Raw genomic sequence first — 24,957 nt, 5'->3', positions numbered from 1 at the left:
GATGCCGAGGGGCTGCGGGATGCCGGCGACGAAGCGGCCGAAGCCGGCGGGATCGAGCGACCAGATCTCCACCGCGATGCCCGGCCCCTCGAAACCGGGATCGCGCACGAGGCCGGGCTTTTGCGGCACCGTGCCGGCGAGCGCGTGCAGCCGGTAGAAGGGCGCGGTCTTCGCCTCCCCGATCAACCGCGCGCCGAGCCGCGTCAGCTCGGCGTTGAGCGGCATGCCCGTGAGATGCGCGCCGACGACGACGATCTCGATGCGGTCCTCGCGCGCCGCCGCGACGGGCGGCGGCGCGAGGTCCCGGTCGAGCCCGCCGCCCGTTGCGGCCGCTTCGTGGAGCGCGCTCGCGAAGGCGCCGAGCGCCTCGTCCGTGTCGCGCGGCGCGACGAGCTGGACGCCGAAGGGCAGGCCGGCCCCGGTGAAGCCCGCGGGAACGGCGATGGCGGCGCAGCCGAAGAAGTTCGCGAAATTGGTGAAGCGGCCGAACCGGGCGTTCAGCGCGACGGGGTCGGCGCGCATGGCCTCCACCGTCTGGATGTCCGGCGAGGTCGGCAGGAGCAGCGCGTCGACCTTGGCCCATTCTGCCTCGGCGGCGCGGCGGAAGGCGGCGAGCCGGTATTGCCCGTCGAAGGCGTCCATCGCCGTCATGCCCCGCGCGCCCTCCACGATGCCGAGCACCACCGGGTCCATGTCGCCCCGATGCGTCTCCACGAAGGGCGTGACGGCGTGCAGCCGCTCGGCGACCCAGGGTCCGTCGTAGAGCAGCGCCGCGGCCTCGCGGAACGGGCGGTAGTCGAAGGGAACGATCGTCGCGCCGAGGCTCCTCGCGCGTTCGATGGCGGCCTCGTAGAGCGCGGCATAGGCGGCATTGCCGAAGAACTCGCGCTCTTCCGGCACGGGAACGCCGAGGCGCAGGACCGGGGGCAGGGGGGTCGTCGCCGCGGCGCGCGAATAGACGTCGGCCGCGTCGAACCCGTCCATCACCCGCCGCGCCTCTAGCCCGTCGGCGACGGAGGTCGCGAAGACCGTGACGACGTCGATCGAGCGGCAGGCGGGCACGACGCCCGAGGTCGAGACGCGGCCGGGCGACGGCTTGATGCCGACGATGTTGTTGAAGGCGGCGGGTACGCGGCCCGAGCCTGCCGTGTCCGTGCCGAGCGAAAAGGCGGAAAGGCCCGCCGCGACCGCGACGCCCGAACCGGACGAGGAGCCGCCCGACACATAGGCCGCGTCGAAGACCGAGCGCGGCGCGCCGTGCGGCGAGCGCGTGCCGTTCAGCCCCGTCGCGAACTGGTCGAGATTGGTCTTGCCGACGACGAGCGCGCCCGCCGCCTTCAGCCGCGCCACGACGGCGGCGTCCGCGGCCGGCTCGTAGGCGAAGGCGGGGCAGGCGGCGGTCGTCGGCAGGCCCGCGACGTCGATATTGTCCTTCACCGCGAAGGGCAGGCCCCAGAGCGGCAGCGAATTGGGCTCGGGCGCGCGCGCCGTCAGCTCGCGCGCGGCGTCGAGCAGCGCCTCGGCCGGCATCCTCGCGATGAAGACGGCGGGGTCGGCGGCATCGAGGCGGGGAAGAAGAGCCGCCACGAGATCGACGGGGGAGAGACCCGCCGCATAGGCCGCGCGCAGCCGGGCGAAATCGAGGACGAGGGGAAGATCGGTCATGTCGGGCTCAGTCGTCTTCGAGAATGCGGACCGGCTCGGCCCAGGAAATCAGGATGGTGCAGCCCTCGTGCGACCAGACGCGGTGGCGGCTGCCGGGAAGGTTCACGACGACGTCGCCCGCGCGGTAGGTGCCGGCCTCGTCGCTCTGGCTGCCGGCGAGGACGCAGATCGTCTCCAGCCCGACATGCTCGTGCAGCGGCACCCGCGCGCCCGGCTGATAGCGCAGGAGCGCGAGCCCCGGCCCGCTCCCGTTCTCGGCGCGTTTGAGGTGGGCGATCTCGACGCCCGGCCTGAAGGGCTCGTAGGCCGCGGTCTCGTGGGCGTCCGCGAGCAGGCCGGGAAAGCGCAAGGAGGTCCCGGCCATCAGGCGCCGAGCCCCGCCAGCACGGCGTCGACCGGCGCGACCCAGCCGACGATCGCGCCCTGCGCCGTGATCATCTCGATCGCCGCCCGCTTGAATTCGGGGAAGTAGCTCTCCGTCGCGTCCTCCGCGAGCAGGCATTCGAAGCCGCGATCGTTCGCCTCGCGCATCGTCGTCTGCACGCAGACCTCGGTCGTGACCCCGGCGAAGACGAGCTGCGTGATGCCGCCCGCCGACAGGACGTCGCCGAGCCCCGTCGCGTAGAATGCGCCCTTGCCGGGCTTGTCGATCACGGTCTCGCCGGGCTCGGGGAAAAGCTCCGGCACGATCTCCGCGCCGGGCTCGCCCTTGACGAGGATGCGCCGCATCGCGCCCTCGTCGCCGATGCGAAGGCCGGGTCTGCCGCGCGCGAGCTTGGCGGGCGGGCAGTCGGACAGGTCGGGCCGATGGCATTCGCGCGTGTGGATCACCGGCCGGCCGGCGGCGCGGAAGCCCTGGATCAGCCGCGCGGTGGCCGGCACGATCGCCTGGAGACGCGTCACGTCGTTGCCGAGGCTCTCCCCGAAGCCGCCATGCTCCAGGAAGTCGCGCTGCATGTCGATGACGATGAGCCCGACGGTCCCGCGGTCGAGCGGGAAGGGAAAGGGCGCGGCGGGGATCTCGGCCATCAGTGATGCCCCGCCATGTGGGTTCCAATCTCGGTCGTGTCGGCCGCCTCGCCGCCCGGCGTCTCGAAGGTGACGCGGCCCTCGAAGAGGACGAGGATGCGGTCGGACAAGGCGACGATCTCGTCGAGGTCTTCCGACAGGAGAAGCACCGCCGTGCCGCGGTTGCGCGCGTCGAGGATCTGGGCGCGGATATCGGCGACCGCGCCGAAATCGAGGCCGAAGCAGGGATTGGCGACGACGAGGAGGCGCGTCTTCCCGTCCAGCTCGCGCGCCAGCACCGCGCGCTGCACGTTGCCGCCCGACAGCGTCGCGATCGGCGCGCCGGGCCCTTGCGTCTTCACGCTGTAGGCCGCGATCAGCCGGTCCGCCTCGCGGCGCTGCCGGGCGCGGTCGACGAGGCGCAGGAGCTTGCCGCCCTCGGCCCGGTCGAAGGTGCGGAAGGCGAGGTTTTCCGCAACGCTCATCCGCCCGACGCAGGCGTTGCGCAAAGGCTCCTCGGGAAGGCAGCGGACCTTCCTCGCCTGCGCCGCGGCCCGGCTCGCGTCGTAGGGCGCGCCGTCGACCGTCATGCGCCCCCCTTCGGCCGCCGTCTGGCCGGACAGGACGTCGACGAGCGTGGTCTGCCCGTTGCCGGAAATGCCGGCGATGCCGACGATCTCGCCCGCCCGCACCTCCAGGCGCGCGATGTCGATCGCGCCGCGGCCGGACCCGCCGGCCTTGACGCCGTCGAGGGCGAGGACGACCGGAGAGGCGGGGTCGAAGGCCAGCCGCTCGGGCACGGGCGCGAGCTTGCGCTCGCCGATCATCAGGCGCGCCATGTCGGAGGTGGAGAGCTCCGCCACCGTGCCGCCGCCGACATGGGCGCCGCGCCGCAGCACGCTCACGCGGTCGCAGAAGCTCGTCACCTCGGAGAATTTGTGCGTGATGAGGAGGACGCTCATGCCGGTTTCGATCGCGCGGGCCCGGAGGAACCCCAGCACCTCGCGGGCCTCCTCCGGCGTCAGCACCGAGGTCGGCTCGTCCAGCACGAGGACGCGCGAGCCGAGATAGAGCTCCTTCAGGATCTCCGTCTTCTGGCGCTCGCCGGCCGACAGGCGATGCACGGGCACGTCGAGCGGCACCTTCAGCGGCATGGTGGCGAGGAAGTCGGAGAGCGCGCGCCGCTCCCGGCTCCAGTCCACGAAGGACGGCACGTCCGCCCGCGCCATGACGAGGTTTTCCAGGACCGTCATCGCGGGAACCAGCGTGAAGTGCTGGTAGACCATGCCGATCCCCGCGCGGCGCGCGTCCCTCGGATTGGCGATGGCCTGCTCGCGCCCTTCGAGCAGGACCGCCCCGGCATCGGGCGCGTAATAGCCGAGGATGCATTTGACCAGCGTCGACTTGCCCGCGCCGTTCTCGCCGAGCAGCGCGTGGAATTCGCCCGGCATCAGCTTGATCGAGACGTCGGAAAGGGCGGTGAAGGCGCCGAAGCGCTTGGTGAGGCCGACGGCTTCGAGCAGCGGCGTTTCGGGACGCCCGCTTTCCTCGAGCGCGGCCGGCGGCTCGAAGGGCGATGCGGCGAGCGCGCTCATGCCACGGCCTCGATCAGATCCTTCGAGGTCGCCACCGCGCCGAAGACGCCGCCCTGCATGGTCACCATCTTGATCGCGGCCTCGTGGTTGCCGCGATCGGTCGCCCCGCAGCAATCCTCGAGGATCACGCATTCGAAGCCGCGATCGTTCGCCTCGCGCATCGTCGTGTGCACGCAGACGTCGGTGGTGATGCCGGCGAGCGCGATGTTGCGGATGCCGCGCGAATGGAGGATCAGCTCGAGGTCGGTCGCGCAGAAGGAGCCCTTGCCGGGCTTGTCGATCACGATCTCGCCGGGAAGCGGATAGAGCTCGGGAATGATGTCCCAGCCCGGCTCGCCGCGCACCAGGATGCGCCCGCAGGGACCGGGATCGCCGATGCCCGCGCCCATCTGGCGCGAGCGCCAGCGCTTGTTGGCGGGAAGGTCGGCGAGATCGGGCCGATGGCCCTCGCGGGTGTGGATGATCGTGTAGCCCTTGGCGCGCAGGGCGGTCAGCACCGCCTTGATCGGCTCGATCGGTGCCTGGGTGAGGGACAGGTCGTAGCCCATCGTATCGACATAGCCGCCCGCGCCGCAGAAATCGGTCTGCATGTCGATGACGATGATCGCCGTGTTGTCCGGCCTCAGCGACCCGTCATAGGGCCAGCGATAGGGACGGGAGGCGATGGTCGTGCCGCCGGTCGCGGAAGGGGTCTCGATCGCATCCATGAAGGTCACTCCGCAGCTTCCGAAAGGGTGTCGCCGTAATCGCGGGTCGGGGCGGGAAAGCCGCAGGACGTGCCGTCGACGACCGCGACCTCGTCCTCCCAGGGCAGGCGGTAGGTGCCCGCCACCAGGTCCTGCATGAACGTGTAGGGGCAGTCCCGCGCGCCGCCCTTCACCGCGACGTAGCCGCGATGGCCGAGCTGGTAGATGTTGTTCTCGACGCCCCAGCCGCGCCGCGCCTCGCGCACGAGGTCGGGCCGGACCTCGGCGGTGATGATCTCGTCGGCGCGCCCGGTCGTGCCATGGGCGATCACGGTGCCGTCGAAGTTCACGATCATGCCCTCGCCCATGGAATCGAACGAGCCGTCGGAGCCGCAGAGGCAGACATTGGCGGTGATCATGAGGTTCTGGAAGGCGTTGGCCTGGTTGGTGAAGCGCCAGCTCTGGCGGATCGGCGCGGTGTAGCCGGCCGTTCGCAGCATGATCTCGGCGCCCTTGTAGGCGCATTCGCGCGCCATTTCGGGGAACATGCCGTCATGGCAGATGATGAGGGCGAGCTTGGCGCCCTTCGGCCCGTCCACGACGGGAATGCCGAGATCGCCGGGCTCCCAGGGCTCGACGGGCACCCAGGGGTGGAGCTTGCGGTAGGTGAGGACGATCGTGCCGGCGTCGTCGATCACGAGCCCGGTGTTGTAGGGCATGCCGCCGGGATGGAGCTCCATGATGGAGAAGCAGCCCCAGATGCGGTTGTCGCGGCAGGCCGTCTGGAAGGCCACGACCTCCGGCCCGTCGATCCGGCAGAGGATCTCCGGGCGGATGTCCATCGAGAGCCCATGCAGCGAATATTCGGGGAAGACGACGAGATCCATCGTGGAAAGATTGCGCCGCGCCTTGCCGACCATCGCGACGATGCGCTGCGTCTGCGCGGCGATGTCGGCCCGCGTCTCGATGCGCGGCAGCTGCAGTTGCACGCATCCGATGACGACGCCGTTCTCGGACTTGTTGAGACCGCCCAATCCCGTCATGGCGAGGCTCCTTACTTGGTGATGGAGAGTTCGCGCGGCGCGCCGTCGAGCGCGCCCCGCGGGGACGAGGTGATGACGAGGATGACAAGCGTCAGCGCGTAGGGGGCGGCGTAGAAGAGGTAGTATCCCTGGCTGATGCCGACCGACTGGAGCGCCGGCCCGAGCGCGCCCGCGCCGCCGAAGATCAGCGCGGCGACGAGGCAGGCGACCGGATTCCACCGGGCGAAGATGACGAGCGCCACCGCGATGAGCCCCTGTCCGGACGAGATGCCCTCGTTCCAGGAGCCGGGATAGAAGAGCGAGAGATAGGCCCCGCCGATGCCCGCCATGAAGCCGCCGAAGGCGGTGGCGAGGACGCGCACGCGCGTGATGTCGTAGCCCATGGCGCGCGCGGCATCGGCGCTGTCGCCGACCATGCGCAGGACGAGGCCGATCTTGGTGCGCTTGAAGACGACGGCGAGCGCGAAGGCGCAGGCGATGCCGATGAGGAAGAGCGGATTGATCTGCAGCGCGGAGGAGAGCTGCGGGCTCGTCGTCCAGAAGCCGAGGTCGATCGCCGGCAGCATCGGGGCGGCGGGCTGGATGAAGGGCTTGCCGAAGAAGAAGGCGAGGCCCATGCCGAGCAGCATCAGCGCGATGCCGACCGCGATGTCGTTGACGCCCTTCAACGAGCAGAGGAGCCCGTGCAGCACGCCGAAGAGCACGCCGGCACAGCCCGCCGCGAGCACCCCGGTCCAGGGCGAGCCCGTCAGATAGGCCGCGCCGTAGCCGGCCATCGCGCCGAAGACGAGCGTGCCTTCGAGCCCCAGATTGATGCGCCCGCTCTTTTCCGTCACGCATTCGCCGAGGCTGACGAAGAGAAAGGGCGTGGAGACGCGGATCGCGCCGCCGAGAATGGCGAGCGGCACGCCCCAGAGGCCGATATCCTCGCTCATGGCGCGGTCCTTTCGAGGAGCGAGCGCGGCAGGAGCCGCCCGTTCAGCGTTTCCGAAACGAGGATGGCGACGAAGAGCATGCCCTGCAGCACGAGGACGGTGGCGTCGGGAAGCTCCATCCGGCGTTGCACGAGGCCGCCGGACGCCTCGATCCCGCCGATGAGGATGGCCATGGGAATGATCGCCAGCGGGTTCTGCCGGGCGAGGAAGGCGATGAGGATGCCGGTATAGCCGTAGCCCGCGACGAGCGAGGCGTTGGCGCTGCCCTGCACGGCGGAGACGTCGATCATGCCGGCGAGCCCGGCCGCCGCGCCGCCGGCGGCGGAGAAGGCGAGAACCAGCCGCCCGACGGGGAGGCCCTGCACGGCCGCCGCGCGGGCATTGCCGCCGGCGATCCGGGCGGAGAAGCCGAAGGTGGTGCGCCCGACCACGAAGGCGGCCGCGATGCAGGCGAGGCAGCCGATGGCGAAGCCCCAATGGATGTCGAAGCCGGGGATCGCCCCGATCGTCAGATCCGCGGAAATCGGCACCGTGGACGGCTTGTTGAGGCTGGCGGGGTCGCGCAGCGGGCCTTCCACGATGTGGTTGAAGAGGGCGATGGCGAGATAGGCGAGAAGGAGGCTCGAGATCGTCTCGTTGACGCCGCGAATGTGGCGGAGCGCGCCCGCGATGCCGATCCAGAGCCCGCCCATGCCGGCCCCGGCGAGCGCCATGAGGAGAATGCCCGCCCCGCCGAAGCCGGCGAGATGCGCCCCGGCCCAGGCGCTCGCGAGACCGCCCAGCACGAAGGCGCCCTCGCCGCCGATGACGACGAGGCCGAGCTGCGCGGGCAGCGCGACGCAGAGCGCGGTGAGGAGAAGGGGCGCGGCCCGCTGCAGCGTGTTCTCCAGCGAGAAGGCCGTGCCGAAGCCGCCGCGCCAGACGAGGGCGTAGAACTCGGCGGGCGACTTGCCGACGAGGGCGATGAAGAGGCCGAAGAGCGCCATGCCCGCGAGGATCGCCAGCACCGGCAGGAGAACGCCTTCGATCCGGCGGAGCGAGGCTTCGGTGAGGCGCGGACGATCCGCGAGCGGCCCGGCGGCGGGTGAGGGGGACAGGACGGTCATCGGCCGCTTCCCCGTCAGGCCGTCGAGCCGACGACGCCCTCGACGAGGTAGTCCATGCTTTCCAGCTCGATCGCGGTCTCGATGAAGGCGCTGCCGGCGGCGACCTTCTCCACGCCCTTGTTGTCCTTCAGCGGACCCTTGATGACGGAGAACCCGCCCTTCATCATCTCGGCCTTCACGGCGTCGGCCTGCTGGCGCGCGGCCTCGCCGACCATGGCGCCGTAGGGGCTCGTCTTCACGAAGCCCTGCTCGAGACCGCCGCGCACGAAATTCGGCAGCGGCGTTCCGGCCTGTGCGGCGTCGATGAAGGTCTTGTAGATCGAGGCCCAGTTCCATTCCGCGCCGGTGAGGTAATGGTCGGGCGCGAGCGCGGCCTGGCTCGTGTGGTAGCCGGTGACGAAGCAGCCGCGGCCGGCCGCGGTCTGGACCAGCACCTTCGGTCCGTCGACATGGCAGGTGATGACGTCGATGCCCTGGTCGACCAGCGCGTTGACCGCTTCCGCTTCCTTCACCGGCATCGACCAGTCGCCCGTGAAGATGACCTGCACGGTGATCTCCGGATCGACCGAACGCGCGCCGAGCGCGAAGGAATTGACGTTGAGGAGCACCTGCGGAATGGGCTTGGCCGCGACGAAGCCGAGCTTCTTGGACTTGGTCTGGTGCGCGGCGACGATGCCGGAGAGATACTGCGCCTGCCCGATATAGCCGAAATAGGAGCCCGCGTTCTTCGGGTCCGTGTCGCTCCAGAGGCCGCCGCAATGGCGGAACTGCACGTCGGGATTGGCCTCGGCCGCGGCGAGCACGAAGGGCTTGTAATAGCCGAAGGAGGTCGGGAAGAGGAGCCCGGCGCCGTCGAGCTGGATCATGGATTCCATCGTCTTGGCGACGACGTCGCTTTCCGCGACGTTTTCCTCCTCGATGATCGTGAGGCCCGCCATCTCCTTCAGCGCGGCGGCGGCCTCGGCATGCGACTGGTTGTAGCCGAAATCGTCGCGCGGGCCGACATAGATGAAGCCGACGGTGAGATCGGCCGCCCGGGCCGGGCCGACCCGCGACAGAAGCGGCGTCGCGCCGAGGGCGGCGCTGGCCTGGAGGAAGCGGCGGCGGGAGAAGGTGGGCAGGGACATCGAAGGCTCCGGTCGGTCGGGGGGACGGCGATATCGCATTGCATGCAATCGACGTGCCAAACGCCAAGAGCCGCCCATCCCGGCAGAATCCGGCCTGCAACGGGAGCGGCACCGGACGATGTGCCTGCATCTTGAGCAGCTTCTGCCTTTCGTCCGGACGAAACCAAGCTTCCCTCGCTCGCGGCCATCGACCCTGACCGCTTCCGCCGATCGCCGTCCGCGAGCCACATCGAACCGGCCGGAAACGTGGGTAAATTTCGAGCGTGACAGAGCGCGGGCCTCAACGTGACATCCCCGTGTCGTGCCGGTTTTTTGAACAGTGCAATTTCCGGCGGCAGTGCCTAGACTGACGGCGATCCGCCGGAACCGTTCAACGCAAAGGCCGCCCATGACCGAGCTCTCCGCCCGCGCAGCCCGGCCCGATCTCGTGGACGCCCGTCCGGGCGCGTCCAAGCTCTGGCCCCTGGCGCTCCAGCATGTTCTCGTCATGTATGCGGGCGCGGTCGCCGTTCCGCTGATCGTCGGCCGCGCGCTGAACCTCTCGCCCGAGGACGTCGCCTTCCTCATCAGCGCCGACCTCTTCGCCTGCGGGATCGCGACGCTGATCCAGTGCATCGGCTTTCCCGGCGTCGGCATCCGCCTTCCCGTGATGATGGGCGTCACCTTCGCCTCGGTCGGTCCGATGATCGCGATGGGCTCGGCGCCCGATGTCGGTCTCCTCGGCATCTACGGTTCGGTGATCGCGGCCGGGCTCTTCGGCCTCCTCGTCGCGCCGCTCGTCGGGCGCATCCTGCCGCTCTTTCCACCCGTCGTGACGGGGACGGTGATCCTCGTCATCGGCATCTCGCTGATGCGCGTCGGCATCAACTGGGCCGGCGGCGGCGTCCCGACCTTTCGCAAGGTGATCGGGGAAGAGACGGTGCAGGTCGCCAATCCCGCCTATGGCGCCCCGCTGGGTCTCGCCATCGCCGTCTTCGTTCTCCTCACGATCCTGGCGCTCGTGCGCTGGGGGCGGGGCTTCGTCGCCCATGTCGCCGTGCTTCTCGGCATCGTGGCGGGCGCGGTCGTGGCCGGGCTCGCCGGCCTCATGCATCTCGACAAGGTCGCGGCCGCGCCCTGGTTCGGGCTCGTCCTGCCCTTCCATTTCGGTGCGCCGCAGTTCCACCTCGTGCCGATCCTCACCATGTGCCTCGTAATGATCGTGGTGATGATCGAGTCGCTCGGCATGTTCCTGGCGCTCGGCGACATCACGGGGCAGCGGGTCGACAAGGCCGCGCTGACGCGGGGCCTGCGGGCGGACGGCGTCGGCACGCTGATCGGCGGCATCTTCAACACCTTTCCCTACACGTCCTTTTCGCAGAATGTCGGGCTCGTCGGCGTCACCGGCGTCTCCTCCCGCTGGGTCACGGCGGCCGGCGGGGCGATCATGCTGGCGCTCGGCCTGATGCCGAAGATGGCGGCTCTGGTCGAATCCGTGCCGGTCGTCGTGCTCGGCGGAGCGGGGCTCGTCATGTTCGGCATGGTCGCCGCGACGGGCGTGCGCATCCTCGCCGGGGTCGACTACGCCTCGAACCGCAACCATCTCTTCGTCGTCGCCGTCTCGGTCGGCGTCGGGATGATCCCGCTGGTCGGACCCGGCTTCTTCCACGCGCTGCCGGGCGGCCTCCAGCCTCTCCTCGAATCCGGCATCCTCCTCGCCACCATCGCCGCCGTCGCGCTCAACGCCTTCTTCAACGGCCTGTCCGGCGAAGCGGAGGCGCGGCACCAGGTCTCGCTCGCCGCCCGGGCGGCGGATTCCGCGTGACCTCGACGAAAGGGCCGCGCATCGACGCCGATCCCGGCTTGACGGGATCGGACCATCCGGCGAAGGATCGTGACCGCGCCGGTCCGCGCGCCGTCCTGCGGCGGTTTCTCGGGCGGCCGGTCCTGACCCGAGGACCCGTCAGCGGTCTCGCGGTATGCGTTCCATAATGTATATTATGCCATCGCCTTAAGATGGTGAGAGATCAATGGTTTAAGCAGGGCGAGAAGCCGCGATCTTCCCCGACGATCTCGGCGCGGTGCGAACCATCCGCATCGATCAATATTCCGGCGAGCCGCGGGGCGATGTCCGCTATGCAGCCGCCGCGCCTGCGGAGCCGCCGTCGCGCTGTCGTGAAAAGCGGAGCGCATGGGGACGCTGGCGACGCGGCCTCGACGCAGCGCCCGTCCCGTCACGACCCGCCCGTCACGACCCGCCTCTCACGACCCGCCCGTCACGACCCGCCTCTCACGACCCGCCCGTCACGACCCGAAAGATTGCGAGAAGGTCTGCGCCGAGCCCTTGAGCGCCCGTTTCGCGGCATAGAGAGCGGCATCGGCGCGCCGGAGGAGCTCTTCGCGCGGCAGTCGCATGCCCTGCGACCAGGCGATCCCGATCGTCGCGGAGACGGCGGCGCGCGTTCCGGCCTCCTGCGCCGTCAGACGGAGGCTCGCCAGCAGCCGATCGACCAGGCCCTTGAAGGCGTCGCGGTGCTCGAGGGACGGCACGATGATCGCGAACTCGTCGCCGCCGAGCCGCGCGGCGAAACAGTCGGGCAGCCAGGAGGCCCGCAGGCGCTCGCCCACCTTGCGCAGGATGTCGTCTCCCGCGGCATGGCCGAGAAGGTCGTTCACCTGCTTGAAGCCGTCGAGGTCGACCAGGAGCACCGCCACCTCCCGTCGCGTCGATTCCGCCTCCAGCAGCTTCTCCCCGAGAATGCGGTTGAACTCGCCGCGGTTGGGCAGGCGCGTCAGCTCGTCGGTTCGAGAGGTGCGCACCAGCGCCTGTTCCATGCGGTATCGCTCGGTGATGTCCTGAAAGAGCCCGATGATGGCGACCGGAGCGCCGTGCGATATCTCGACCTCGCCCATGCTCCGCACGCGCCGCGGCTTGCCGCGGGCCGTGATGAAGTCGCTCTCGATGTCGAAGGGCTGGCCGGTTTCGATCGCCTGCGTCAGGGCGTCGCTGACCCGCTGCCGGTCGGCTTCGGGATAGAATTCGAGGGCGGTCTCGAGCGGCGGCATCGAGCCCGCGGGCAGCTCGTGGATCGCGAAGACGCCCTCCGACCATTCCGCCACCCCGTCGGCGATGGTCAGACGCCACGACCCCATGTCGGCCATGCGCTCGGCCTGCTTCAGCTGTCGCCGTTCCCGCTCCAGCCGTTCCAGGCTGTCGCGTCGGGACTCGGCCAGCGCCGCCGATCTCAGCGCGAGAGCCCTCGCCTCGATCAGCGCTTCCGCGATGCGGGCAAGGGCCTGCAAGGACCCGAGATCGGCTTCGGTGAAGTCCCGCGCCGCGTCGTCGATCACGCAGAGCGAACCGATCGGCACGGCGCCGTCGCCGCCCGCCTGGCGCACCCGCACGGGAACGCCCGCATAGAAGCGGATGTTCGGCTCGCCGAGCACGAGGGGACTGGTCGCGAAGACCGGATCCAGAAGCGTGTCCTTCACGACGAGCGCCGCATCCGCCTCCACGGCCTGCGCGCAGAAGGACGTCTCGCGCGACGTTTCGGTGAGATCGAGGCCCGAACGCGCCTTGAACCACTGGCGGTTCCGGTCGATCAGCGACAGGAGCGCGATCTTCGTGCCGAACATTCGCTTCGCCGTTTCGGCGAGAGCATCGAATTCGGCTTCGGGAGCCGAATCGAGAAGAGCGAGACTTCGGAGCATCCGGCAGCGCTCCGCTTCGGCAGACTGATCGATCATGGCACCCTCCCCCTGGCGTCAGTCGATACATAACCTCGATTGACTTAACGTTTGCTCCCTTTTCCTTATACACAGGGCCGACTTTGCAATTTTCAGGCGAGCCGGCGCGTGGGGCGAACGGGCCGGCGGTGAGCGGGAAAGCTGGGATCGCCGCGGGCGGAGCGTCGCAATCCCCGCGGAAGGGCCGCCCTAGCAGAGCACAGGCGGTTCGTGTACGGTCGCCGCTCCGGAGCAGAACGACGCAACCGGGCGGCGGAAACGTGCAGCGTCTCGTTGCGATCGACCCGGTCGAAGCGCGGTTCCCGCGGCTTCGACAGGTCCGACAGCACGGCCGCGACGCCGCCATGCCCGGACCGGCCTTTTCAGATGTCAGGCAAAACAGGACCACATGAGACAGCCGCAGAAGCCGTTCGTCGTCGAGCGCAAGCGCCGGACCCGAAGCGTCACGGAAACGCCCTCGATCTGGGATGGAGCGACCGGGCGCGAGCTTCACACTCTACTCCAGACCAGCATCGCGGAGGATTCCGAAGGGGAGACGCAGGCGCCGCAAGCCCCCCGCGCCCGGACGGCGGCCGGCCAGGGCCGCGAGCCGGCCCGCGACGGCGCCAAGGGGCGCATCCTGGAAGCCCGCATTCTCCCGAGCGAGCCCGAAGCGCCGGAGGCGGCAGCGTCGGATGCCGAGGATCTGGAACGCACCGGCTTCGCCGAAGCGCCTCGGCGTCGCGGCCGACCGCGCAAGCACCCGGTGGCCCCGCCCGCCGATCTCGCCCCCGCGCCGATCCGGGATATCCCGTCCCCGGTGGACGAGGAGGCTTTCGAAGCCGACGCGGCGCTCGACTCCGAGCCCGTCGCCGACGCCGACGCCGACGCCGGAGAGGTCCCGGATCGGCCGGAGGTCCAGGCCAAGGCGACGCGCGTGCGCCCGACCTTCCTCGAACGGCGCCGCGAGGCCCGCAAGAAGCTCCCGCCGGGAAAGCGCTGGAAGGAAAAACTGAAATTCTGACCGCCGGCCGCCGATCCTTCGCCTTGCCTCGCTCCGGACACGCTTTGGGTCTCTGACGGTCAGGGAGTGCCGAGCCGATCGATCCCCATCTGAGTCGCGTCGGCATTCCGGACATGGCTTTTCGCGGGTGATGCGACCGCCGCACCCTCTGGCGCGTTGAGCGGGTCCGAGGTCGGCGAGGGTCGACCGTTCGAAGCCCGGGGCGAGACGAAGGTCGAAGCGAGCATGCCGAAAGCGATCCCGACGCAGCGCCGCGGCGTGTTCTTCAAGGTCGTGGCCTGGACGCTCGCCGTTCCCGTTCTCTGTGCGGTCGTCGTCGTCGGCGGCGCGGCGCCCCTCTACCTGCTCCTGCCCGATGCCGAACCGGCGGCGCAGGCCGTCGTGAAACCGGCCGCGGCCCCGCCGGCGAAGGCGGCGGCCCGCGCGCCTGCGCCGGTGGAGCCGGTCGTCGATCTCGCTTCGGGGGCCGAAACGATCGGGCCGGAGGCGCAGGAGGCACAGGAGGTCGCGGGCCTTCCCGGCGAGACGAGCGAAGAGCTTCCCGACGAGACGCTGGATTCCCTGCCCGAGGCGAGCGCCGAGCCGGATGCCGCCACGATCGTCCCGACGCCCCGCCCCGATGCCCCGCGATCGCTCGCCGGGGCCTCCGCGCCGGATGCCGCCAAAGCCAAGCCGAACGAGGCCGGGCCTTCGGCACGGGAAAATCCGGCCGAAGACGAAACCAAGCCCGGCGCCACCGGAGGGACGCGCCTCGCCTCGGTGGCCGCCGCCGCGCTGCCGGAGGCCTCGCGCCGTCCGGCCGTCGCACCGGAACCGGTGCGCGAGGGTCGGCGCAGCTTCGTGCGAACGGCGGCCAAGCTGCGCGCCGCGCCGCAGGGCGCCGAGATCGGGGTGATCCGCGCGGGCACCGAGATCGTCGTCGGCCGCTGCGACCGCTGGTGCGAGGTCAGCGCCGATGGCCGCAGCGGCTACGTCCATGTCTCGCTGATCGGCGGCGCGGCGGCGCCGGCCGCCGAACGCCGCGCACGGGACCGCCGCGAGGCCCGGCCGCCCGAACGGCGCCGGTTCGAGGAGCGCCGGTTCGAGGAGCGGCGGATCGCCCGTCGTCCGGCGCCTCGATCGGCCGATCCCTACGCGCGGGACGGCGTCGGGGGATACGAGGAGGAGGAGATCTACGACCGCGCCTATCGCCGCGGCGAGGATCCGGGCTGGCTGATGGAAGACCCCTACCGTCCCGAACGTGGCGCCTGGCCCGAACGTGGCGACTGGCCCGAACGTGGCGACTGGCCCGAACGTGGCGACGGGTATGTCGAGGAGGACGGGCGCGGTCGGCGCGAAGAGCCGCCGGTTCTCCTCTATTACGAGCCCTACCCCTGAGCGTGACGCGGACCGCGCGCGGATCCGCAGGGTCTGTCGCCAAGGGCCGGGCTCCCGATATCGACGGCGATGCGCCGGTCGATCCCGGCCCAGCCTATCCCTCCGCCGAAGCCCGCCACGCCGCGGCATAGGCGTCGAACGAAGCATCGGGTGGCGGCACCGGATGCAGCGCCGCCAGCGACGACGATGCCCCTGTCCGGCCCGGTGCCGCGTCCGCCGTTTGGTCCGGCGACCGATCGGGCGTCGCGGGAGGGCCGACGCGGCGCGCGCGGTCCGGAGCGACGGCGAGGCAGGCGGCGCCGGAGGTCGTTCCCGTCGCGCCGGCGGATGGCGCGACGGCGCGGCCCGTCAGCCGCGCCAGGGCGTTGAGATAGAGGCGGTTGCGCGCGAAGGGCCCCTCCACGATCGTCGGTCCGCCCGCCCCGATCAGTTCGAGCATGCGCGCCGTCATCAAAGCGGCGTAGAGGCTGGCCGCGGCGGTGCGCGTGCCCGGCGAGAGTGCGTCCGGATCGCGCGTCCAGCGCCCTTGTCCCTCGGGAAAGGGCCCGGTGCCCGGCGCGAAGGTCGGAAGAACCATCGTCCCCTCCGCCAGGACCGCCTCGATCTCGGCCGGCGTCGGCTCCGCCGCGCGCCCGCCGGTGAGGAGATCGAACTCGCGACCGCCCATGAAGCGCGCGGAGGGAACGGGCCGGCCGAACGCGTCGACATTGGCGAGCGTGTCGCGGCCGGGATCGAGCCCGTCGAGCCGCCCGCCGACGGCAAGCGCGACGATCCAAGTGCCGGTCGAGAGCACGGCGAAGGGCTGCTCCAGGCGCAGGAGATGGGAGAGCAGCGAGGCGTTGGAATCGTGCAGGCCGCAATGGACGGGGATGCGCCGGCCGGCAAGGCCGATCGCGGCGGCGAGCTCCGGCTTCAGATCGCCCAGCCGATCGAAGGCGCTGCGCATCGGCGGCAGGAGATGCGTCCAGCCGCGCTCGGCGACGAGGCGCGACACGCGCCCCTCGGCCGGCATCCAGAGATCGGTGTGGCAGCCGATCGAGGTCACCTCCCCCGCGGCGACGCCGGTCAGCCGAAAGGCCCAGTATTGCGGATGGAAGAGGATGTGCCGCGCGCGCGCGAAGGCGTCCGGAAAGGTCGCCTCCAGCCAGAAGAGCTGCGCGCCGACGTTCAGCCCGTTCGGCAGGCGCGGCGAATAGGTTTCGTCGAAGGGCGGCCGGACGCGGTCGTAGGCCGCCCGAAGCGCCTCGGGCGCCGGGCTCTCGTAGTCGAGCATCGGCAGGACGAGGTCCTCGTCGTCGACGAGGACCGCGCAGGCGCCGTGCGTGGTGATCGAGATCGCCTCGACCGGGTGCGAGGCGGCGCAGTCGCGAAGGGATGCGAGCAGGAAGCGCCAGAGATGGTCCGTATCCATGTGCGGATAGGGCCCCTCGGCGACGACCGTGTTCGCCGTCGTCGCGACGAAGGCGTCCGTTCCGCCGTCGAGGTCGTGCAGCGCGAGCTTGGCATTGGTCTTGCCGATGTCGATCACCGCGACGAAGCGCGGCGCGCCCTCGCCGTCGGCGCTCCCGATGTCCGCGGTCATGGCAGGTGGAACACGGTTTCGAGGGGCGTGACGACCGGCGCGTTGCCGGGCTCGACCACCATGAGGTCGGCCATCGCGTCCCACCAGCGCCGCATGATCTCCGATTGCGGCAGCGCGTCCATCCCGTGGTCCAGGGGCCGCCAGAGCACGGCGAAGAGATGGCTCGTCTCGCGGTCGAGATGGATGGAATAGTCGTGGATGCCGGCCTCGCGCAGAAGCGTCGCCAGCTCCGGCCAGATCTCGTCGTGGCGGCGGCGATAGGCCGCCTCCGCGCCCGGCTTCAGGATCATCCGGAAGGCGATCTTCTCCCGCCTCTCCGTCATGGCCGCATCCCGGCGGCGCGGCGGCTGGCAAGACGCGAGGAGACCTGCGGCGCCGCGAGGGCGAAGATGACGAGAAGACCGATGCAGACCGACATGATGATTCCGGGAATGGCGAAGAGGCCAAGTCCAACCTGGACGAGGCCCATGAGGAGGGCGGCGAGCACGACGCCGAGGATCGAGCCGGAGCCCCCGGTGATCGAGATGCCGCCGAGAAGGACGAGCGTGACGATATCGAGCTCCCAGCCGAGCGTGGACGAGGGCCGCGCCGCGCCGTCGAGCGGGCTGGTCAAGAGGACGGCGGCGAGGCCCGCCGCAAGGCCGGTGGCGAGAAAGGCCGCGAACGTGATCCGCTCGACCCGAAGCCCGGCGGCGCGGGCGGCGGCGGGGTCGAGCCCGATCGCGCGCACGCTCTTCCCGAGGCTCGTGCGATGGAGCACGATGGCGGCGAGCAGCGCCAGCCCCAGAAAGGCCGCGATCTCGAGAACGAACCGATCGCGCTCGCCGCCCGGCCCGTGGAGCGCGAGGCCGCCGGGATCGCTCGGCCCGACGCCGCCGCCGGGCAGCGCGTAGGCGATGCCGCGGAACAGGCACATCGTCGCCAGCGTCGCCAGGACCGAGGGCAGGCGGAGCACCGAGACGAGCGTGCCGTTGAGGAGGCCGCAGAGGAGCCCGACGCCCAGCCCGGCCAGCACCGTCTCCGGAAACCCGGCTCCGGTGGCCGCGAGCCCGCCGATGGCGCCCGACGCCAGCGCGACGATGCCGGCGACGGACATGTCGATCTCGCCGCACAGGATGACGAAGGCGAGCGCCAGCGCGACGATCGCCTTCTCCGCGATGTGGAACGGATCGTCCGGGATCGCGCGGATGTCTGGAAAGGCCGGGACGGCCAGCGAGAGCGCGACGAAGATCGCGAGGAACAGAACGACGAGCAGCGCTTCCCGGCTCGACCGCAGGGCGGCGAGCCTCTCGCGGGCACGCTCGCGTCGCCGAGCGACCGCCACGGCCGGAAGGGTCTTCGGTGCAGGGGTCATGCCGAACCTTGTTCCTCCCACCCGGACGGCCGTTCCCGAGCCGGACATCCCCCGGCCCCGCCCCGTCCGGTCCTGCCCCGCCCTGTTCTGTCCCGCCCTGTCCTGCCCCGCCCTGAACCGATCCTTCCCCGAACCGGTCCTGCCCGAAACCACCTCGCCCCCGGCCCCGCGCGCCCGGCGAACCGGCGCAGCATCCGACGAAGACCGGCGCGACCGCGGCTCTCCCGCGCCCGCGCGCCGGGGATCGCCGCGGCGGGGATGATCGCACCGGCGATCCCCCTTGACCATACGGCATGCGGGCCGCTGGAGCGGTCCCGACACGAAAGAATCGGCCGACGCCTCGTCAGGCGGCACTGGCGACCTCCTCCTCCGGGACGGACGCGCGGTCGGCGACGACGAGGCGGATGCCGGCCGCCTCCAGCATGGCGGCCGCGTCGTCCGCGATGCCGTCGTCGGTGACGATCGTGCCGATCCGCGACAGGGGCGCGACGATCATCGGGGACCGCGCCTCGAACTTCGAGGAATCCGCCAGGACCACGATCTCGGCCGCCTGGCGCATCAGGCGCTGCTCGGACTGGACGATCAGCGGGTCGGCCTCGGCGATGCCGAGGGCGGAGATCGCGCGGCAGCCCATGAACATCCTGGCCGCCGCGAAATGCGCGATCCCGTCCGCCTCGAAGGGGCTGATGATGAGGCTCTGCTCGCGATAGATCGCCCCGGCCGGCACGAGGACCGTGCAGCCGGAATGCCGGACGAGATGCTCGGCGGTCTGAAACGAATTGGTGAGGACCTGGAGGCGCATCGCCGTGAGGTGGTGGACCATCTGGAAGGTGGTCGTGCCGCCGTTGATGATGATCGCCTCGTCCGCGGCGCAAAGCGCCACGGCCGCCCGCGCGATGGCGCGCTTCTCGCGCCGCTTGCGCGCCTCGCTCGCCACCAGCGGGGGACTGCCGATCCGGCCGTAGGGCGACGGCGTCTGCGTCGCCTCCGCGCCGCCGCGCACGCGGCGCAGCTGGCTCCGCCCGGCGAGCGTGGCGATGTCGCGCCGGATCGTCGCCTCCGAGGCCCCGGTCAGTTCCGCCAGCTCGCCCACCGCCGCGACGTGGCGGCTTTCCACGGCACTGAGGATGATCCGATGGCGTTCCCGTTCGTGCATGTCGCCCTCCCCCGGCGACCATCATCCCTGGCGTCCGGCCTGTCAATCAGATTGCGTCACAAGCCTTCATCGCAGCGCAGCAAAGCGATGTCTCATGCTCGGTTCTGTTGACTTTTGATCGAAAGGAGCCGATCCCTCGTCCGAGGAGGCGCCGGCCGTCATCGGGTCCGGCGCGGATGAGTTGTCCGGGAGGAAGCCCCCATGTCCGACGCGACCGACGCCGCGCGCCTGAAGAACCTCTGGGACGAGGCGAAGGCCTCGACGCTCGACGAGCCGGGCAAGCTCCTCTACCGCTCGAACCTCCTCGGCTCCGACAAGCGCATCACCAATTACGGCGGCGGCAACACCTCGGCGAAGGTCGTGCAGCGCGATCCGCTGACCGGCGAGGACGTGAGCGTGCTCTGGGTCAAGGGCTCGGGCGGCGACGTCGGCTCGATCCGGCTCGACGGGTTCGCGACGCTCTACCAGTCCAAGCTGAACCAGCTGCGCGGCCTTTATCGCGGCGTCGCGCACGAGGACGAGATGGTGGGCTATCTTCCCCACTGCACCTTCGCGCTGAACCCGCGCGCGGCCTCGATCGACACGCCGCTCCACGCCTATCTGCCTTACGCCCATGTCGACCACATGCATCCCGACGCGGTGATCGCGATCGCGGCCATGAGGAACGGCCGCGAGATCGCGGCGAGGGTCTACGGCGATGAGATCGGCTGGCTCGGCTGGCGTCGTCCGGGTTTCGAGCTCGGCCTGGAGCTCGCCCGCTTCGCGGCGGAGGATCCGGACGCCAAGGGCGTCATCCTCGGCAGCCACGGCCTCTTCACCTGGGGCGACACGGCCGAGGACTGCTACGCGACGACCCTTCGCATCATCAACCGCGCGATCGAATGGTTCGAGGGCGAACTCTCGGGTCAGCCGGCCTTTTCCGGCGAGGCCGTTCCAACGCTGCCCCCCGAGACCCGCCGCGCCGTCGCCGCGCGCCTGATGCCCGCCATCCGCGGCCGCATCGGCGCCGAGGAGGCCAAGGTCGGCCATTTCGACGACGGCGCCGCGGTGCTCGAATTCGTCGGTTCGCGGGATCTGCGCAAGCTGGCCGCGCTCGGCACGTCGTGTCCCGACCATTTCCTGCGCACCAAGATCCGCCCGCTGGTGCTCGACTTCGACCCCGCGACGGGCGACGTCGACGCGTTGGTCGGATCGCTCGACGGCGCGATCTCGGCCTATCGCGAGGACTATGCCGGCTATTACGAGCGCTGCCGGCGTCCGGGCTCGCCCGCGATGCGCGATCCGAACGCGGTGATCTATCTCGTGCCCGGCGTCGGCATGCTGTCCTTCGCCAAGGACAAGGCGACGGCGCGCATCGCGGGCGAGTTCTACGTCAACGCCATCAACGTCATGCGCGGCGCCTCCGGCGTCGACACCTATGAGGGCCTGCCCGAGCAGGAGGCCTTCGACATCGAATACTGGCTTCTGGAAGAGGCCAAGCTGCAGCGCATGCCCAAGCCGAAGTCCCTGGCGGGGCGCATCGCGCTCGTCACGGGCGGGGCCGGCGGCATCGGCCGGGCGACCGCGGCGCGGCTGCTGGCGGAGGGCGCCTGCGTCGTGCTCGCCGACATCAACGCGCAATCGCTGGAGGCGACGCGCGCCGAATTCGCCGCGTCCTTCGGCGCCGACCAGGTCCGCGCGACGGTGATGAACGTCACCTCGGAGGCCGAGGTGACGAAGAGCTTCGTCGACGCGCTGGTCGACTATGGCGGCCTCGACATCCTCGTCTCCAATGCCGGCATCGCCTCGGCCGCTCCGGTCGAGGACACGACGCTGGAGGTCTGGGAGCGCAATCTCTCGATCCTCGCCACTGGCTATTTCCTCGTCTCGCGCGAGGCGTTCCGGCTGTTCCGCCACCAGAAGCTCGGCGGTTCCGTGATCTTCGTCGCCTCCAAGAACGGGCTCGCCGCCTCGGCCGGGGCCTCCGCCTACTGCACGGCGAAGGCGGCCGAGATCCACCTCGCCCGCTGCCTCGCGCTCGAAGGGGCGGAGGCGGGCATCCGCGTCAACACGGTCAATCCGGACGCCGTGCTGCGCGGCTCGCAGATCTGGAGCGGCGAATGGCGCGAGCAGCGCGCGGCCTCCTCCAAGATCGGCACGGACGAGCTGGAGGCCCACTACCGCAACCGCTCGCTCCTCAAGCGCTCGGTCTTCCCCGAGGACATCGCCGAGGCGATCTACTTCTTCGCCTCCGACCTCTCGATGAAGTCGACCGGCAACATCCTCAACGTCGACGCCGGCAACGCGATCAGCTTCACGCGCTGACGCCGCCGTCGACAGCTGTCAACGCCGCCTCGATCCGTGCCGTTCCTGGGGAGGACATCCATGACCATCGCGCCCGCCTTCGTCGCCGAGGAGAACGTCCGGCTGGAGGCCGACCACCGCACCGACTACGAGGCGCTGGGCGAGAAGCTCTCGCGTCGCGGCGTCGACATTTCCGCCGTCACCGAGGCGGTCGCCGGCTTCTTCGTCGCCGTCCCCTCCTGGGGCACGGGCGCGGGCGGCACGCGCTTCGCCCGCTTCCCCGGCCCCGGCGAGCCGCGCGGCATTTTCGAGAAGCTCGACGATTGCGGCGTCATCCACGCGCTCGGCCGCGCGACGCCGGGCGTCTCGCTGCACATTCCCTGGGACAAGGCCGAGCCCGCCGCGCTGAAGGCCAAGGCCGACGAGCTCGGCCTCCATTTCGACGCGATGAACTCCAACACGTTCCAGGACCATCCGGGCGATCCCCGCCAGCCCCTGTCCTACAAGTTCGGCTCGCTCTCCCATGCCGATCCCGCCGTGCGCGCCCAGGCCGTGGCGCACAACATCGAGACGGTGGAGATCGGCGAGGCGATCGGCTCCAAGGCGATCACCGTCTGGATCGGCGACGGCGCGAACTTCCCGGGCCAGAGCGATCTCGGGAAGAGCTTCGAGCGCTATCTCGGCGCGATGAAGGAGATCGTCGCCGCGCTCCCGGCGGACTGGCGCATCTTCTCCGAGCACAAGATGTACGAGCCGGCCTTCTATTCCACGGTCGTGTCCGACTGGGGCACGAGCTACATGACCGCGCAGGAGCTGGGCGAGAAGGCCTTCTGCCTCGTCGATCTCGGCCATCACGCGCCGAACGTGAACATCGAGCAGATCGTCTCGCGGCTGATCCGGGCGGGCAAGCTCGGCGGCTTCCACTTCAACGATTCCAAATACGGCGACGACGATCTCGACGCCGGCTCGATCGATCCGTTCCGCCTGTTCCTCATCTTCAACGAACTGGTCGGCGCGGGCACGGCGCTGGACAGCCTGAACCCCGCCCACATGATCGACCAGTCGCACAACGTGACCGACCCGATCGAGAGCCTCATCCGCTCGGCCGGCGAGATCCGCCGCGCCTATGCGCAGGCGCTTCTCGTCGACCGCAAGGCGCTCGAGCACCATCAGGAGACCGGGGACGCGATGATGGCCTCGGAAACGCTGAAGCGCGGGTTCCGCACCGATGTCGAGCCGATCCTCGCCGAGGCGCGCCGACGGGCCGGCGGGGCGATCGACCCGATCGCGGCCTATCGCGCCAGCGGCTACCGCGCCAAGGTCGCGGCGGAGCGCCCCGCCTCGGTCGCCTCCGGCGGCGGCATCGTCTGACCGCCGGGGCGGCTTCGGTCCGACACCGCCTTCGCCGCTCCGGGATCGCCGGGTTCAGCGGGTCTCCCCGTAGGCCTCGCGCCGACGCAGCTCCAGCTCTTCGGCATAGCGCCGCAGCGTGTGGCTTTCCGTGAGGAGGCCGACGACGGTCCTGGTCTCCAGCCGGTCGACGACGGCGAGCGCCTCGCTCTCGGCCGTGTCGAAGAGGGCGGCGGCTTCGCGCGCGCTCATCTGCGGCAGGAGCACCGCGTCGGACCAGCGCAGGAGCCCCTCCACCTTGGCCTCCGGATCGGTGATCGCGTCGGAATAAGCGTCGGCCACGAGCACGATGCCGGCATAGGCGCCGGCCTCGTCGAGGACGACGACGCGCTGGGCCGAGCCGAGCGGGAAATCGCGGCGGAACGTCTTCAGACTGGTGTCGAAGGTCGTGGTGCGCACGTCGGTCCGCATCATCCGCCCGACGGTGAGGTTGCGGATCCAGCCGATGTCGTGGGCGCTGCGGATGCTCTCGCCGCGCAGGTGGAAGCGCCAGGTCGCGAAGGAATAGCCGAAGGTCTTGCGCGCGGTGAGCGAGGCCGTGACGACCGAGGCGAGGACGAGCGCGGTGATGGGGAAGTCGCCGGTCATTTCCAGCGCCAGGAAGGTCATGGTCATCGGCCCGCCGATGATCGTCACCGCGAGCGAGCTCATGCCGACGATGGCGAAGACGACGGGTGTCAGCGCGGAGCTCGAGAAGACCAGCGGCGCGAGGTCGGAGACGAGCTTGCCGAGCAGCGCGCCCATGAAGAGCGAGGCGAAGAAGAGCCCGCCGCGAAAGCCGCTGCCGATCGAGACGGCCGAGGCCAGGGCCTTCAGGACGAGGAGGAGGAGCAGCGCGGAAATCTCGGTCGGCAGGTCCAGCTGGAGATGCAGCGCGCCATGGCCGGACGAGAGGACCTGGGGCGTTCCGAGCGCGAGCCCGCCGAGGACGAGCCCGCCGACCACCGGCCGCAGCGCCATCGGCAATCCGCTCCGCCGCACCCCGCGCTCGATCGCGGTGACCCCTTGCATGACGAGGATGCCGAGCCCGGCCGCCAGGATCGCGAGCGCGATGGCCGGGGGATAGTCGAGCGTCGACACGATGCCGGGATCGCCGACATCGATGAGGAAGGCGTCGCCGACGAGGAACCGCGCGACGAAGGTGCCGCAGAGCGCCGCCGCGACGACCGGGGCGAGCGTCACGATGGAATAGGTGCCGATGATCAGCTCGAAGGCATAGAAGGCCCCGGTCAGGGGAGCGTTGAAGGCCGCCGCGATCGCCGCCGCCGCGCCGCAGCCGACGAGGGTCCGAAGATCGCTCCGCCGCATCTCGAAGGCGATGCCGATGCGCGAGGCGATGCCGGAGGAGATCTGCGTATAGGCGGCCTCCAGCCCGACGGAGGCGCCGAAGCCGTTCGAGACGAGGTTCTGGAGGACGACGATCCCGCTGTCGCGCATCGACATGCGGCCGCCATGCAGCGCGTTCGCCTCGATCGGGTCGACGAGGGCGCGGGCCTTGCGGCGCGACAGGACGAGGACCGACAGGCCGAGCAGCGCGCCGCCGGCGGCCGGCAGGAGCGCGGACCAGGGCGAGACGAGCGCGGTGAGCCCGCTCAGCCGCTCGCCATGGCCGAGGCCGAAGAGGACGACGTGCAGCGCCTGCGCCAGCCAGCCGATCCCGGTGACGAGAAGCCCCGCGATCGCGCCGACCACGGCGGCAACGAGGACAAGGCCGACCTCGTTGCCGCGCACCAGCGCCCGAAAGCGGCTCGGCGCCTTCACGGTCGGAGCGGCCGCGGCCGTCTTCGGGGTCGGTTGATCCATGGTCGGCCGGCTCGTCCTGTCGCGGTGTCGGTTCGCCCTTCTATAGACCATGGGGTCCCGAGGGCCATGCGCCTTGTCCCGCGTCCGGCTCGCGTTTC

20 protein-coding genes are annotated in these 24,957 nt (G+C 70.5%); 5 read left to right on the top strand and 15 right to left on the bottom strand.

Annotation, left to right across the window (positions count from 1 at the left end; genetic code table 11):
• From atzF to ASG43_RS06825, 9 genes are all read right to left on the bottom strand, one after another.
• On the bottom strand, positions 1-1,665 hold a 1,665-nt coding region (gene atzF, locus ASG43_RS06865), incomplete at its 3' end, for an allophanate hydrolase (protein WP_056502184.1).
• A gap of 7 nt (positions 1,666-1,672) precedes the next feature.
• Positions 1,673-2,029, bottom strand: coding sequence for a cupin domain-containing protein (locus ASG43_RS06860; RefSeq protein ID WP_056502181.1), 357 nt, complete (start codon positions 2,027-2,029; stop codon positions 1,673-1,675).
• Positions 2,029-2,694, bottom strand: a complete 666-nt coding sequence (locus tag ASG43_RS06855; protein WP_056502177.1) for an isochorismatase family cysteine hydrolase — start codon at positions 2,692-2,694, stop codon at positions 2,029-2,031. Before ASG43_RS06855 ends, ASG43_RS06860 begins: the two co-directional genes overlap by 1 nt.
• Entirely contained in the window at positions 2,694-4,268 is a 1,575-nt protein-coding gene (locus ASG43_RS06850) for an ABC transporter ATP-binding protein (protein WP_082490703.1), read from the bottom strand. The genes ASG43_RS06855 and ASG43_RS06850 overlap by 1 nt, the downstream gene beginning before the upstream one ends.
• A complete protein-coding gene (locus ASG43_RS06845) occupies positions 4,265-4,975 on the bottom strand; it encodes an isochorismatase family cysteine hydrolase (protein WP_056502227.1) in 711 nt (236 codons plus the stop codon). Before ASG43_RS06845 ends, ASG43_RS06850 begins: the two co-directional genes overlap by 4 nt.
• A gap of 5 nt (positions 4,976-4,980) precedes the next feature.
• Positions 4,981-5,997 carry a formamidase gene (locus ASG43_RS06840; protein ID WP_056502175.1) on the bottom strand — a complete coding sequence of 339 codons (1,017 nt, stop codon included), beginning with the start codon at positions 5,995-5,997 and terminating at the stop codon, positions 4,981-4,983.
• Positions 5,998-6,008: 11 nt separating this feature from the next.
• A complete protein-coding gene (locus tag ASG43_RS06835; RefSeq protein WP_056502171.1) occupies positions 6,009-6,932 on the bottom strand; it encodes an ABC transporter permease in 924 nt (307 codons plus the stop codon).
• Positions 6,929-8,038 (bottom strand): ABC transporter permease, encoded by a 1,110-nt coding sequence (locus tag ASG43_RS06830; RefSeq protein ID WP_056502167.1) that lies wholly within the window; start codon positions 8,036-8,038, stop codon positions 6,929-6,931. Before ASG43_RS06830 ends, ASG43_RS06835 begins: the two co-directional genes overlap by 4 nt.
• Before the next feature lie 14 nt (positions 8,039-8,052).
• The gene (locus tag ASG43_RS06825) at positions 8,053-9,165 is read right to left on the bottom strand and encodes a BMP family ABC transporter substrate-binding protein (RefSeq protein WP_056502164.1); all 1,113 of its coding nucleotides are present in this window, start codon (positions 9,163-9,165) and stop codon (positions 8,053-8,055) included.
• A 388-nt stretch (positions 9,166-9,553) separates the two neighbouring features.
• On the opposite strand from ASG43_RS06825, the gene ASG43_RS06820 reads away from it, so the two are divergent.
• Positions 9,554-10,969, top strand: a complete 1,416-nt coding sequence (locus ASG43_RS06820; RefSeq protein ID WP_056502158.1) for a nucleobase:cation symporter-2 family protein — start codon at positions 9,554-9,556, stop codon at positions 10,967-10,969.
• A gap of 479 nt (positions 10,970-11,448) precedes the next feature.
• On the opposite strand, the gene ASG43_RS06815 is transcribed toward ASG43_RS06820, so the two are convergent.
• A complete protein-coding gene (locus ASG43_RS06815; protein WP_056502156.1) occupies positions 11,449-12,891 on the bottom strand; it encodes a diguanylate cyclase in 1,443 nt (480 codons plus the stop codon).
• 388 nt (positions 12,892-13,279) lie between these two features.
• Here ASG43_RS06815 and ASG43_RS06810 point away from each other — a divergent pair, with 388 nt between their 5' ends.
• Positions 13,280-13,894: a hypothetical protein gene (locus ASG43_RS06810; protein WP_056502152.1), complete on the top strand. Its 615-nt coding sequence runs from the start codon at positions 13,280-13,282 to the stop codon at positions 13,892-13,894.
• A 225-nt stretch (positions 13,895-14,119) separates the two neighbouring features.
• Positions 14,120-15,271 (top strand): hypothetical protein, encoded by a 1,152-nt coding sequence (locus tag ASG43_RS06805; protein ID WP_156386547.1) that lies wholly within the window; start codon positions 14,120-14,122, stop codon positions 15,269-15,271.
• Between the two features lie 94 nt (positions 15,272-15,365).
• On the opposite strand, the gene ASG43_RS06800 is transcribed toward ASG43_RS06805, so the two are convergent.
• From ASG43_RS06800 to ASG43_RS06785, 4 genes are all read right to left on the bottom strand, one after another.
• Positions 15,366-16,853, bottom strand: a complete 1,488-nt coding sequence (locus tag ASG43_RS06800) for an FGGY-family carbohydrate kinase (RefSeq protein ID WP_082490702.1) — start codon at positions 16,851-16,853, stop codon at positions 15,366-15,368.
• Entirely contained in the window at positions 16,850-17,176 is a 327-nt protein-coding gene (locus ASG43_RS06795) for an L-rhamnose mutarotase (protein WP_056502149.1), read from the bottom strand. Before ASG43_RS06795 ends, ASG43_RS06800 begins: the two co-directional genes overlap by 4 nt.
• Positions 17,173-18,207, bottom strand: a complete 1,035-nt coding sequence (locus tag ASG43_RS06790; RefSeq protein ID WP_056502145.1) for an ABC transporter permease — start codon at positions 18,205-18,207, stop codon at positions 17,173-17,175. The genes ASG43_RS06795 and ASG43_RS06790 overlap by 4 nt, the downstream gene beginning before the upstream one ends.
• 343 nt (positions 18,208-18,550) lie before the next feature.
• Entirely contained in the window at positions 18,551-19,363 is an 813-nt protein-coding gene (locus ASG43_RS06785) for a DeoR/GlpR family DNA-binding transcription regulator (protein ID WP_056502143.1), read from the bottom strand.
• Positions 19,364-19,564: 201 nt separating this feature from the next.
• Here ASG43_RS06785 and ASG43_RS06780 point away from each other — a divergent pair, with 201 nt between their 5' ends.
• Together ASG43_RS06780 and rhaI are read left to right on the top strand one after the other, a co-directional pair.
• Positions 19,565-21,667 carry a bifunctional rhamnulose-1-phosphate aldolase/short-chain dehydrogenase gene (locus tag ASG43_RS06780; protein WP_056502140.1) on the top strand — a complete coding sequence of 701 codons (2,103 nt, stop codon included), beginning with the start codon at positions 19,565-19,567 and terminating at the stop codon, positions 21,665-21,667.
• Between the two features lie 60 nt (positions 21,668-21,727).
• A complete protein-coding gene (rhaI, locus tag ASG43_RS06775) occupies positions 21,728-23,017 on the top strand; it encodes an L-rhamnose catabolism isomerase (RefSeq protein ID WP_056502137.1) in 1,290 nt (429 codons plus the stop codon).
• 54 nt (positions 23,018-23,071) lie between these two features.
• On the opposite strand, the gene ASG43_RS06770 is transcribed toward rhaI, so the two are convergent.
• The gene (locus ASG43_RS06770; RefSeq protein WP_056502134.1) at positions 23,072-24,859 is read right to left on the bottom strand and encodes a chloride channel protein; all 1,788 of its coding nucleotides are present in this window, start codon (positions 24,857-24,859) and stop codon (positions 23,072-23,074) included.
• Between the last annotated feature and the right edge of the window lie 98 nt (positions 24,860-24,957).

Source organism: Aureimonas sp. Leaf454 (assembly GCF_001424685.1).
GTDB lineage: Bacteria > Pseudomonadota > Alphaproteobacteria > Rhizobiales > Rhizobiaceae > Plantimonas.
This window is presented reverse-complemented; position numbering and strand designations above follow the sequence as displayed.